Below are 11,722 nucleotides of genomic sequence, written 5' to 3'. Positions count from 1 at the left end.
AGGGTGAGCATTCCCCTGGAGCAGACTGTGGCAGCGGCCGAAAAAACCAAGAAGACCGACGACAAAGACGACAAGGGCGAGAAGAAGAAGGGCGGCAAGAAGCCCATCCTGCTCATCGCCATCGGCGTGGTGGTGCTGGCAGCCGCTGGCGGCGGCGCCTGGTTCTTCCTGGGCCACAAGGGCGAGGAAAAAGGCGGCAAGCACGACGCCCCCAAGGTGGCCGAAGTGCCCAAGCCGGCGCAGTACTTCCCGATGGACCCGGCGATCGTGGTCAACCTGGCCGACCCCGGCGATGGCCCGCAGTACCTGCAGGTCGAAGTGCAGCTGGTCACCCGCGACCCCGAAGAGCTCAAGCTCATCACCGAGAACGCGCCGGCCATTCGCGCGCACCTGCTGATGCTGCTGTCGCAGGTCAAGGCCACCGACGTGGCCGACCTGGCTGGCAAGCAGAAGCTGCAGAAGTCCGCCCTGGCCGAAGCGCAGAAGGTCATGACCAGCGAGACCGGCAAGAAGTGCGTCGAAGAATTGCTGTTCACCAGTTTCGTGACCCAGTAAGGCCTGCCCGATGAGCGTCAGTGATCTGCTTTCCCAAGACGAGATCGATGCCCTGCTGCATGGCGTGGATTCGGGCGCGGTCAACACCGAGCCGGAGCCGCTGCCCGGCGAGGCGCGCCAATACGATCTGTCCAGCCAGGACCGCATCATCCGTGGGCGCATGCCGACCCTGGAGATGGTCAACGAGCGCTTCGCGCGGTTGTGGCGGATCGGCCTGTTCAACCTGATCCGGCGCTCGGCCGACCTGTCGGTGCGCGGCATCGACCTGGTCAAGTTCAACGAGTACATGCACTCGCTGTACGTGCCGACCAACCTCAACCTGATCCGGTTCAAGCCGCTGCGTGGTACCGGGCTGATCGTGTTCGAACCCACCCTGGTGTTCACCGTGGTGGACAACTTCTTCGGTGGCGACGGCCGCTTCCACACCCGCATCGAAGGCCGCGAATTCACCGCCACCGAGATGCGTGTGATCCAGCTGATGCTCAAGCAGACCTTCGCCGACCTGAAGGAAGCCTGGGCACCGGTGATGGACGTGGACTTCGAGTACATCAACTCCGAGATCAACCCGCACTTCGCCAACATCGTCACCCCGCGCGAGTACGTGGTGGTGTGCCGGTTCCATGTGGAGCTGGAAGGCGGCGGCGGCGAGATCCACATCACCCTGCCGTATTCGATGCTGGAGCCGATCCGCGAACTGCTCGATGCCGGCATCCAGAGCGACCGCAACGACCGCGACGACTCCTGGAACGTGATGCTGCGCGAGCAGCTGGACACCGCCGAGGTCACGCTCTCCAGCGTGCTGGCCAGCAAGCGCATGAGCCTGCGCCAGCTCACCGGGTTGAAGGTCGGCGACATCCTGCCGATCGACCTGCCCGCCCAGGTGCCGCTGTGCGTGGAAGACATCCCGTTATTCACCGGCGAATTCGGCGTTTCCAATGGCAACAACGCCGTCAAGATCACCGCCGTACGCCCGCCCGGCGTGCAAGCCCCACGCGCCGTTCCCTCCCAGGACCCCAGCAAATGATCAACTCCGACATCCTCGACGCCTCGCCTGCCACCTTCGACAGCCTGCAGGCCGAGCAGGACCAGAACGCCGCCGACCTCAACCTGGACGTGATCCTGGACGTACCGGTGACCCTGTCGCTGGAAGTGGGCCGCGCACGCATCCCGATCCGCAACCTGCTGCAGCTCAACCAGGGCTCGGTGGTGGAACTGGAACGCGGCGCCGGCGAACCGCTCGATGTCTACGTCAACGGCACCCTGATTGCGCACGGCGAGGTGGTCGTCATCAACGACCGCTTCGGCATTCGCCTGACCGACGTGGTCAGCCCCAGCGAACGCATCCGGAGGCTGCGGTGATCGGCCTGCTGGCCACTGCCGCGCCGGTCGCGGCCAAGGCGACCGGGGTTGGCGCGCAGGCGCCGTCCTCGCCCGGTCTGTTTGGCGCAGTCTTTGCATTGCTGTTGGTGCTCGCGCTGATCGTCGGCCTGGGCTGGTTGCTCAAGCGCATGCCCGGCAGCGGATTCCGCAGCACCGAGGGCCTGCGTGTGGTGACCAGCCTGGCAGTCGGTGCCAAGGAACGTGTGGTGGTGGTGGAGGTGAACGGCCAGCAGTTGTTGCTGGGCGTCACCGCCGGCGGCATCAGCACCTTGCACACCTTGCCCGAACCGCTGCCGCCCACGCCCGCACCCACCCTGCCCACTTTCAAGCAACTTCCCAATTTCGCCCAGCTGCTCGCCCAGAAGCTGCGCAAGGACCCGTGACATGTTGAGCCGTTGGAATCGTTGGGGGCGCAGTGTGCGCCTGGTGCTGATCCTGCTGGTGATGAGTTGCCCGCTGCTGGCCGCGGCCAGCCCGGCCGCGCTGCCGGCAATGGCGCAGGCCGCGGCACCGGCGGCGACCCCTGCCGCGGTACCGGCCGGTTCCAATCAGTTGCCGTCGCTGCCGAACGTGAGCGTGGGCCGCATCGGCGACCAGCCGGTGAGCCTGCCGTTGCAGACCTTGCTGCTGATGACGGCGATCACCCTGCTGCCGTCGATGCTGCTGGTGCTGACCGCCTTCACCCGCATCACCATCGTGCTGGGCCTGCTGCGCCAGGCGTTGGGCACCGGCCAGACCCCTTCCAACCAGGTACTGCTGGGCCTGGCGATGTTCCTGACCGCACTGGTGATGATGCCGGTGTGGCAGAAGATGTGGGGCGCCGGACTGCAGCCGTATCTCAATAACCAGATCGATTTTTCCACTGCCTGGACGCTTACCACGCAGCCGCTGCGCGCCTTCATGCTGGCCCAGATCCGCGAGACCGATCTGATGACCTTCGCCGGCATGGCCGGCGACGGCAAGTACGCCGGCCCGGACGCGGTACCGTTCCCGGTGCTGGTGGCCTCGTTCGTGACCAGCGAGCTGAAGACCGCGTTCGAAATCGGCTTTCTGATCTTCATTCCGTTCGTGATCATCGACCTGGTGGTGGCCAGCGTGCTGATGTCGATGGGCATGATGATGCTGTCGCCGATGCTGATCTCCGCGCCGTTCAAGATCCTGCTGTTCATCCTGGTGGATGGGTGGGTGCTGGTGGTGGGGACGCTGGCTGCGAGCTTTAATGCGTCGTAGGTGTGGACGCGCGGTGCGCGCGGTAGCGCTTGTCAGTTAGTTGAATGTGTCTTGTTGAAGCCGCCGCGCAGCACAGCTGTAGTGGCCAGGCGCTTGCGGCCTCGTGCTTAGTTGTTGCTTGTTGCCTCTTGATTTTAGGTTCTAGGTTCTTGCTTCTCCGGGGCCCCATACCGCAGCGGCAGGCCATTCGGGTCAAACCCCGCAGGGGCGGCGCGCATGGATGCGCGACGTTTTTCAAAGGGACATGGACGTCCCTTTGAAAAATTCCCGAATGGCCTGCGGACCCGGAGCGCCGCAGGCGCGGAGGGCGCGAGGACGGGGTGTGCTTTCTTTTGGTTACTTTTCTTTGCACAAGCAAAGAAAAGTGACTCGCGCCCGCAGGGCGTGAAAGCATTTGATCTGTATCCGGATCAAATGGACGAACAAGAGCTACAAGCAAGTGCAAGGCTTTCGTCCCCCTTCGGGGGGCGAGTTACTTTCTTTGCTTGTGCAAAGAAGAGCTTTACAGCAGCCGAAGGCTGATCAAGTAACCAAAGAAACACACCCCGTCCTCGCGCCTTCCGCGCTGCGCGCTCCAGGTCCGCAATCCAGGTAGAAATTTTTGTAAGGGACATCCTTGTCCCTTACAAAAACGTCGCGCATCCATGCGCGCCGCCCTCCGGGTTGTATCTACCCGGCTTGCCGCTGCGGTATGGGGGCCCGTAAAGCCGACAGCAAGGCAACAGCAAACCAAAGCCAGAGCACAGCGACAGCGACAGCGACAGCGACAGCGAGTGCAACACGAGGCAACTCAGATCCCCGTTCGCCAACCAATCCCGAACCACGAATCCCGAATCCCCGCCCCTTTGGCACCCCACTTGCATCAGCACCTCCCATGAGCCCTGAAATCGCCCTGACTGAATTGCGTGGTGGCCTGGTCACCGTCCTGTGGATCGCCGGGCCGATGTTGCTGGCCGTGCTGGTGGTCGGCGTGGTGATTGGCGTGGTGCAGGCCGCCACCCAGTTGAACGAGCCGACCATCGCCTTCGTGGCCAAGGCGGTCGCGCTGACGGCCACGCTGTTTGCCACCGGCAGCATGCTGCTGGGGCATCTGGTGGAGTTCACCATCGCGCTGTTCCAGCGCATTCCACACCTGATCGGCTAGCGGGCCAGACCGGATGGATTCTGCAACCCAGATGGTGATCGATGGCCAGCGCGCGTTCGCGATGGTCGGGGCGATCATGTGGACCATGCTGCGCACCGGTGCGTTGCTCACCGCCATGCCGTTGATCGGTACGCGGGCGGTGCCCGGACGGGTGCGGGTGATGCTGGCCGGGACGCTGGCGATGGTGCTGGCGCCGATCCTGCCGCCGGTGCCGGAGTGGGACGGCTTTACCGCCCAGGCAGTGCTGAGCATTGCGCGCGAGCTGGCGGTCGGGGCCAGTATGGGCTTCATGCTGAAGCTGATTTTCGAAGCCGGCGCATTGGCCGGCGAACTGGTGTCGCAGTCCACCGGCCTGTCGTTCGCGCAGATGTCCGACCCGATGCGCGGCGTGACGTCGGGGGTGATCGCGCAGTGGTTCTATCTCGGCTTCGGGCTGCTGTTCTTCGCGGCCAACGGGCATCTGGCGGTGATCGCATTGCTGGTGGACAGCTACAAGGCGTTGCCGATCGGGACCGCGTTGCCCGATGCCGGCGCATTCGCCGAAGTGGCGCCCACCCTGTTCCTGCAGATCCTGCGCGGCGGGTTGACCCTGGCCTTGCCGATGATGGTGGCGATGCTGGCGGTCAACCTGGCCTTCGGCGCGCTGGCCAAGGCGGCGCCGGCATTGAATCCCATGCAACTGGGCCTGCCGCTGACGGTGTTGCTGGGGCTGTTCCTGCTGTCGAGTTTCGCCAGCGAGTTCGCCCCGCCGGTGCAACGCATGTTCGATACCGCCTTCGATGCCGCCAGAGAGCTGACGGCCTGACCCACACTAGACAATGGCCGACCACTGCAAGCACGGCAGGCCGCCAACTTGCCGGCGCCGCCACCACTCCGACGGGGCCGCCCCGCCGGCACCCTTCCAAACCGTGACACGCCTCAAGTTTCTAGCCGCGCAGCCGCTAAAGCCCCTACACGATTGACGCTGCGTATCGTCGTCCAACACTTACCCATCCCACGGGAATCGATGCTTACTGTGCCTGCGCTGTTGGCCCCGATGCGATTGCAAGGCGCTCGCCTGCGTGCGAGGGCGTGGCTGTTGCTGGCAGCGGTGCTGATCTGCGGCACAAGTTGGGCGCAAACCTACAGCTTCCGCGATTACGCCCAGGCCGATGGCCTGCAGGGCATGACCGTCAACAGCCTGCTCGAAGATCGCCAGGGCGTGGTCTGGGTCGGCACCGAGCTGGCGCTGCACCGTTTCGAACGCGAACACTTCACCCCGGTCGGCAAGGAGAGCGGGCTGGATGCGCGCTATATCCGCGCGCTCGGGTTGGATGCGGCCGGACGTCTGTGGGTGTCCAGCGCCAATGGCCTGTTCGTGCGCGAGGGCAACGACTTCGTGCAGGTGCTGCGCGAGGGCAAGCCGATCCGTGCCGACAGCGGCAATGTCGTTGCCGCCTACGCCGATGGCGTGGTGGTGGTCAGCGAAAACAGCCTGCTGCGGGTGTCGCCCAATGCCGCAGGCGGCTGGTCGGTCAACCCCCTGCCCTTGCAGATGGACGATGGACGCCTCTTGCCGGCCGGCAGGGCCTTGCTGGCCGATGGAACCGCGTTATGGGCCAGTTGCGGCCAGCACGTCTGCCGGATCGATGCCGGCGGCAGGATCACCCTGCTGTCCGAGGACGATGGCGTGCCCGAACGGCAATGGCGCGCGATCTTTCGCGATCACCTGGGCACCTTGTGGTTGCGTGGGGGCGGGCTGGTGCTCTCACGCGCTGCCGGCGAGCGCGTGTTCCGCAATCGTCCGGCGCCGGCGGGCACCCGGTTCAACACCCTCTCCGGTGCCACGACGCTGTCGGAAGACGCGCAGGGCCGCCTGCTGACGCGTTCGGACCGCGGCCTGGTGCGCTGGGAAGGCGACCACTGGCGCTACTTCGGCCAAAGCCAGGGGCTGCAGATCAGCCCCATGGTTGGCCCGTTGATGATGCAGAGCACCGGCCACCTGTGGATCGGCACGCGCGGCCTGGGTGTGCAGCGCTGGCTGGGCTACGGCACCGTCGAACACTGGGACGAAAGCCAGGGGCTGGCCGAAGCGCCGACCTGGGTGAGCCAGCGACTGCCCAGCGGTGAGCTGTTGGTCGGTGGCGATGCCGGTTCCAATATGCTCGATCCGCGTAGCGGGCGCATGCAGCCGTGGACGCTGGAGAACGGCCAACCCCTGCTGCAATCCATTTCCATTGCACTGTCGCCGGACGATGGTGCGGCCTGGGTGGCGCGCTCGTCCGGAGCCGTGGCGCGGCGCGACCCGCGCAGCGGCAAGACCACCGATGTGCTGCAGCTCGACCTGCCGATCAACAGGCTGATGTTCGATACGGCCGGCACCTTGTGGATCACCACCCCGCGTGGGCTGTACCGCGTACAGCGCGGCACGCCGCTGCGGGCCGAGCGCGAAACGGCCCTGCCGGCAGCCTTCGTGGGCGATATCGACCTGGATCCGCAGGGGCGGCTGTGGGCCAGCACACGCGAAGGCCTGTTCCTGCAGGCAAAAGACGGCAACTGGCAGCGCGTGCAGGTGCGCGGCGACCTGCCCAGCCAGGATTTCTTCCTGCTCGATTTCAGCGCCGATGGCGAGGTCTGGCTGTCGCTGCGCGATACCGGGCTGTGGCATGGCCGGCTGCAGGCCGACGGCGTGCTGACGCTTGCCGCCGTGGACGACCCGCTGGTGGCGCGGGTGATGCCCTTCATCCTGCGCCACGACAGCAAGGGCCGGCTGTGGCTGGGCAGCAGCCAGGGCCTGGATGTGTACCAGAACGGTCGTTGGTCGCGGGCCACGCGCACGGAAGGGCTGTTGTGGGACGACATGTCGGCCAATGCATTTTTCGAAGACACCGATGGCAGCGTCTGGCTCGGCAGCAGCCGTGGCCTGACCCACCTGCTGGATCCGATGCGCCTGTTCGCCGCACCGCCGCTGCGGGTGGACATCCTGCATGTGCGCCGCGGCAGCCAACCGCTGCTGCCGCAATCCCGGGTGGAGTGGTCGCAGGTGCCGCTGGATGTGGAGCTCAGCACCCCGGGGGCGGAAGGCGGCCCGGACCGCATCAGCTTCCGGTACCGGGTCGAAGGCCATCAGGCCAGTTGGACCAGCACCTCGCTCAGCCACCTGACCTACCCGCTGCTGCCGCCAGGCAGTTACACGCTGGAAGTGCAGGCAATGGATGCCTACCAGCGCAGCAGCAGCCCGATCACCCGCTTCGGGTTCGAGCTGGTGCCACCGTGGTGGCGGGGCGTTCCGGCGATTGTCGGGTACGTGCTGCTGAGCATCGCGGCGGTGATCGCGCTGCTGCGTTGGCGCACCGCCAAACTGCTGCGACGCAAGCGCGAACTGGAGCAACTGGTGGCCAAGCGCACCGCCGAGCTGGAACAGGACAAGCGCGATCTGGAAGCGGCGCGCGCCGAACTCTCGCTCAAGGCCACCCACGACGAACTCACCGGCCTGCTCAACCGCGCCGGCATCCTGGCCGCGTTGCGCGAGATGCTGCTGCACGCCGAACACACCGGGCGTCCGCTGGCGGTGGTGTTGATCGACCTGGACCACTTCAAACTGGTCAACGACCAGCATGGCCATCTGGCCGGCGACGCCGTCCTGGCCGGGGTCGGCCGCCGCATGGACACGCTGATGCGCGGCGACGACCGCATCGGCCGTTACGGCGGCGAAGAATTGCTGGCGCTGCTGCCAGGCCTGAACCTGGATGCCACCCATCGGCTGGACGCCCTGCACCACGGCATCTGCGGCGACTACCCCATCGATGGCGGCTGGCTGCATGTCACCTGTTCGGTTGGCGTGGCCTGGTTCCAGCGTGGCGAAACGCTCGAGCAACTGCTGGCTCGCGCCGATGCGGCGCTGTACAGGGCCAAGCGCAGTGGCCGCAATCGCGTCGATTACGACCACGTGCCGCTGGATACGTTCGATCAGGTGTGACGGCAGCGCAGCTGAGCTTGCCGCGCGTTGCACCCGTTCGACCCGCACGCCGGAGACGCACAAGCGCCGACAATCGATTGCAACGCCTGGTCAAGCGCAAGCGTGCGCCCGCCCAGTACCGCGCCGTGCAAAGCCCGGCAGGGACGACAGGTGAATCGCGCTTGCGCACCCGTGTGACCTGCGTCCTACAACACGCCAGCAACCAGCCGCGTATGCCAGTTCCTCACGCCGTCGTGCTCGCTGAAGCATTAAAGGATTACGCGTCGGCAGCCGCTAGTGATTCCAATGCGGCCTGCAACGGGGGGCTGCCAAGGCAAGCCTGAGACACCGCGCGAGGGGCGCGGACCGCATTGCCGATGCGTGGGAGACTGCAACGTCCGTGGGGTTTGAGCACCGCCAATGGAGGTCGTCGCACCGGCGTGCACCGTTTGCCGTCGTGGTGCTGTTGGCATTGCTGTCGTTGGCCGACCTGGCCGGTGCGCAAAGCGCCAGCATCCGCCGCTATGCCCACGACCAGGGCCTGCTCGGGCTTGCCGGTACCTGCCTGCTGCAGACCCGCGCCACCTTGCTGTGGGTGTGCACCGAGAGCGGGCTGTATCGCTACAACGGGCGCATCTTCCAACAGGTGCCGCTGGATGGCCTGCGCAACGAGCCCACCACCTCGATCGCCGAAACCGCCGATGGGCGGTTGTGGGTGGCCGGCTTCCAGGCCCTGTTCGTCGGCGACGAGCACGGCTTCCGCAAACTGCAGCCCGATGAAGCCGAGCACCTGGGGGACCAGATGCAGCTCGCCAGCCTGCCCTGGGGCACGGTGCTGGCCAATGGCGGCACGCTGGAAATCCTGCAGGGCCGCGCCAACGATCGCTGGCACAGCGAACCGTTGCTGGACACCGCAACCCGGGTACGCGTTCCCGAGTTGTCCAAGTCGCTGAGCTTGTCGGTGGACGGCGACACGCTGTGGGTGGGCTGCGCACGCAAGCTGTGCGCCATCGATGCGCAGCGCAAGGTGCAGGTATTCGGACCCGAACACGGGGTGCCGGACGACCGGTGGTACAGCGTGTTGCGCGACCACGACGGCGGGCTGTGGGTGCGCGGTGCGGGCACCCTGCTCTATCGCGCACGCGGGGCGAGTGCCTTCAGTGTTCGCTCGCTTCCGCTGCTGGATGGCAGCACGGTCGGGCGGCCGGCGGCACTGGTGATGGACAGCGAAGGACGCGTGCTGGTGCGTCGTAACGACGGCCTGGCGCGTTGGGAAAACGGCCACTGGCGCACTTTCGGCGCGGACAATGGGCTACCGCCCGGCAGCAGCGACGCGATCCTGGTGGACCGCGATGGCGATATCTGGATGACCGTGGACGGCGAAGGTCTGGTGCGCTGGGCCGGCTACGAATGGATCGAAAACTGGGACGCCTCGCAAGGCATGCCGGCCGCGCCGACCTGGTCGATCGCCCGCGACACGCAAGGCGCACTGCTGGTCGGCAACGAGCACGGCATCGGCCGCCAGGCCGAGCCGGACAAGCGCTTCGTCCCGGCCCTGCAAAGCGCCGGGATCCAGGTCGTGGGCATGCAGCGCAGCGCAGACGGCAGCTTGTGGACGCTCAATTCGGCCGGTTTCCTGCGCCGCACCTGGCCGGATGGGCGCAGCGCGCAGATCGCCAAGTTGCCGCGCACTGCGCGCCGCCTGCTGATCGACCGCCAGAGCCGGCTATGGATGCTCAGCGCCGGCGGCTTGTTCGTGATCGAACACCCGCTCGACGGCGGCAGCATGCAGGCCGTGGCCGACGTGCCTGCCATCGCCTACACCGACATCCAGCAAACCGCCGACGGCACGCTGTGGGTTTCCAGCTCCAACGGCTTGTTTCAGCTGCGCGATGGGCGGTGGTCCAAGGTCAGGGTCAAGGTCAACGGCGTCGCGCCGGAGCCATGGATCGCCAAGTTCCATATCAGCGACAGCGGTGAGGTGTGGCTGGCGTTCTATCGCCCCGGCCTGTGGCACGGCATGTTGTTGCACGACGGCCTGGACCTGCAGGAAATCAGCGACGAGGCGCTGCGCGATGTCGGCGTGTACCTGCTGCGCAGCGACAGCTTCGGCCGGGTCTGGGTGGGTCATGCGCGCGGCGTCGAAGTCTACGACGGCGAGCGCTGGGCGCATCTGTCGCAGTCGCAGGGGCTGATCTGGGATGACGTTTCCGAAGCCGCGTTCGCCGAAGATCCGGACGGTTCGGTGTGGATCGGCACCGCACGCGGGGTGAGCCACGTGAGCGACCCGGCGCGCCTGTTCGACGAACGCCAACCCAGCGTGCGCATCGACAGCGTCAGCCGCGGCGGCATGCCGGTGCAGCGCGGGCAGCTGCTGGGCTGGAGCGACAAGCCGTTGCACATCGAGCTGTCGACGATGGAGGTCTACGACGACCCCAGCCGCCTGACGGTGCGTTATCGCCTGCTCGGCCTGCACGACCAATGGATCCAGAGCGACAACCTGTCCATCGACCAGCCACCGCTGCCTTCCGGGCACTTCCGCCTGCAGGTGCAGGTGCTGGACCGCTACCGTCGCACCGCCTCGCCGATCGCCGACCTGCCCTTCGCGGTCGCACCACTGTGGTGGCGCAGCCCGCCAGCGATCGCGCTGTACGTGTTGATCGGCGGCGGCCTGCTGATCGGCCTGTGGCGCTGGCGGCACCGCCATCTGGTGGCGCGCGAACGCATGCTGGCCGAATTGGTGTCCGAGCGCACTTACCAGCTGGAGCGCGAAAAACGCGAACTGGAAAACGCACGTGCGGCGCTGGCCTTGAAGGCCAGCCACGACGCGCTGACCGGCCTGCTCAACCGTTCCGGCATCCTGGAAGCGATGGCCGAAGAACTGCAGGGCTGCGCGCACGGCGAGCATCCGCTGGCGGTGGTGTTGATCGATCTGGACCACTTCAAACAGGTCAACGACGAACATGGGCATCTGGTCGGCGATGCGGTGCTGGCCAAGGTGGGCGCGCGGCTGACCGCCTGCCTGCGCGATTCGGACAAGGTGGGCCGCTACGGCGGCGAAGAATTGCTGCTGTTGCTGCCAGGCATGAGCCAACAGAGCCAGCACCGGCTGCGCGCCATCCACGAAGCGCTCAGCATTGCGCCCTACGAGGTGGGCGCCGCACGCCCGCTGCAGGTGACCTGTTCGGTGGGCGTGTCCTGGTTCCGCGTCGGCGATACCGCTGCCTCGCTGCTGGCGCGTGCGGACGAGGCGCTGTATCGGGCCAAGCGCTCCGGCCGTAACCGGATCGAGCCGGAGGAACGGGAAAGTTCGGTGGCATGAGCCGCGCAGGCGGCCAGGCCCGGCGGGCACACGCAGGCAGGCAGCGCACGCGTCTCATCGGCAAGCCACGGCGCACCGGCAGTCGATGCGCGACCATGCCGTGATTGCGTATGCCGACAGCGCACGCAGGGCGGCCGCAGGACCTTCGAGCGTG

10 protein-coding genes are annotated in these 11,722 nt (G+C 66.4%); all 10 read left to right on the top strand.

Features of this window, described 5'->3' with window-relative positions; genetic code table 11:
• Positions 1-3 precede the first annotated feature (3 nt).
• The 10 genes from HLH45_RS14495 to HLH45_RS14450 all read left to right on the top strand — a co-directional run bounded on the left by HLH45_RS14495 (position 4) and on the right by HLH45_RS14450 (position 11,568).
• A complete protein-coding gene (locus HLH45_RS14495; RefSeq protein WP_008577202.1) occupies positions 4-555 on the top strand; it encodes a flagellar basal body-associated FliL family protein in 552 nt (183 codons plus the stop codon).
• A 10-nt stretch (positions 556-565) separates the two neighbouring features.
• Entirely contained in the window at positions 566-1,579 is a 1,014-nt protein-coding gene (gene fliM, locus HLH45_RS14490; RefSeq protein WP_008577203.1) for a flagellar motor switch protein FliM, read from the top strand.
• The gene (gene fliN / locus HLH45_RS14485; RefSeq protein ID WP_007969679.1) at positions 1,576-1,914 is read left to right on the top strand and encodes a flagellar motor switch protein FliN; all 339 of its coding nucleotides are present in this window, start codon (positions 1,576-1,578) and stop codon (positions 1,912-1,914) included. Before fliM ends, fliN begins: the two co-directional genes overlap by 4 nt.
• Positions 1,911-2,318 carry a flagellar biosynthetic protein FliO gene (gene fliO / locus HLH45_RS14480; protein ID WP_008577205.1) on the top strand — a complete coding sequence of 136 codons (408 nt, stop codon included), beginning with the start codon at positions 1,911-1,913 and terminating at the stop codon, positions 2,316-2,318. Before fliN ends, fliO begins: the two co-directional genes overlap by 4 nt.
• A gap of 1 nt (position 2,319) precedes the next feature.
• Positions 2,320-3,165, top strand: a complete 846-nt coding sequence (gene fliP, locus HLH45_RS14475) for a flagellar type III secretion system pore protein FliP (RefSeq protein WP_005921349.1) — start codon at positions 2,320-2,322, stop codon at positions 3,163-3,165.
• A gap of 216 nt (positions 3,166-3,381) precedes the next feature.
• The gene (locus tag HLH45_RS14470; protein ID WP_128736387.1) at positions 3,382-3,687 is read left to right on the top strand and encodes a hypothetical protein; all 306 of its coding nucleotides are present in this window, start codon (positions 3,382-3,384) and stop codon (positions 3,685-3,687) included.
• A 352-nt stretch (positions 3,688-4,039) separates the two neighbouring features.
• Positions 4,040-4,309, top strand: a complete 270-nt coding sequence (locus HLH45_RS14465) for a flagellar biosynthetic protein FliQ (protein ID WP_005917968.1) — start codon at positions 4,040-4,042, stop codon at positions 4,307-4,309.
• A gap of 13 nt (positions 4,310-4,322) precedes the next feature.
• Positions 4,323-5,114, top strand: a complete 792-nt coding sequence (gene fliR, locus HLH45_RS14460) for a flagellar biosynthetic protein FliR (RefSeq protein ID WP_008572484.1) — start codon at positions 4,323-4,325, stop codon at positions 5,112-5,114.
• A 201-nt stretch (positions 5,115-5,315) separates the two neighbouring features.
• Positions 5,316-8,267, top strand: coding sequence for a diguanylate cyclase domain-containing protein (locus tag HLH45_RS14455; protein WP_008572482.1), 2,952 nt, complete (start codon positions 5,316-5,318; stop codon positions 8,265-8,267).
• Between the two features lie 379 nt (positions 8,268-8,646).
• Complete coding sequence (locus HLH45_RS14450; protein ID WP_074053137.1) at positions 8,647-11,568, top strand: ligand-binding sensor domain-containing diguanylate cyclase; 2,922 nt, start codon at positions 8,647-8,649, stop codon at positions 11,566-11,568.
• The last annotated feature ends 154 nt before the right edge of the window (positions 11,569-11,722 follow it).

The sequence above is a fragment of the Xanthomonas euvesicatoria genome, from assembly GCF_013112235.1.
Lineage (GTDB): Bacteria > Pseudomonadota > Gammaproteobacteria > Xanthomonadales > Xanthomonadaceae > Xanthomonas > Xanthomonas euvesicatoria.
Note: the sequence above shows the minus strand (reverse complement) of the source record. Positions and strands in the feature narration are given on the sequence as shown.

Excerpts from the sequence above, each read along its gene's own strand:
- fliM (WP_008577203.1), top strand. The coding sequence starts at position 566 with ATGAGCGTCAGTGATCTGCTTTCCCAAGACGAGATCGATGCCCTGCTG.
- fliN (WP_007969679.1), top strand. The coding sequence starts at position 1,576 with ATGATCAACTCCGACATCCTCGACGCCTCGCCTGCCACCTTCGACAGC.
- fliP (WP_005921349.1), top strand. The coding sequence starts at position 2,320 with ATGTTGAGCCGTTGGAATCGTTGGGGGCGCAGTGTGCGCCTGGTGCTG.
- HLH45_RS14470 (WP_128736387.1), top strand. The coding sequence starts at position 3,382 with ATGGATGCGCGACGTTTTTCAAAGGGACATGGACGTCCCTTTGAAAAA.
- HLH45_RS14465 (WP_005917968.1), top strand. The coding sequence starts at position 4,040 with ATGAGCCCTGAAATCGCCCTGACTGAATTGCGTGGTGGCCTGGTCACC.
- fliR (WP_008572484.1), top strand. The coding sequence starts at position 4,323 with ATGGATTCTGCAACCCAGATGGTGATCGATGGCCAGCGCGCGTTCGCG.
- HLH45_RS14455 (WP_008572482.1), top strand. The coding sequence starts at position 5,316 with ATGCTTACTGTGCCTGCGCTGTTGGCCCCGATGCGATTGCAAGGCGCT.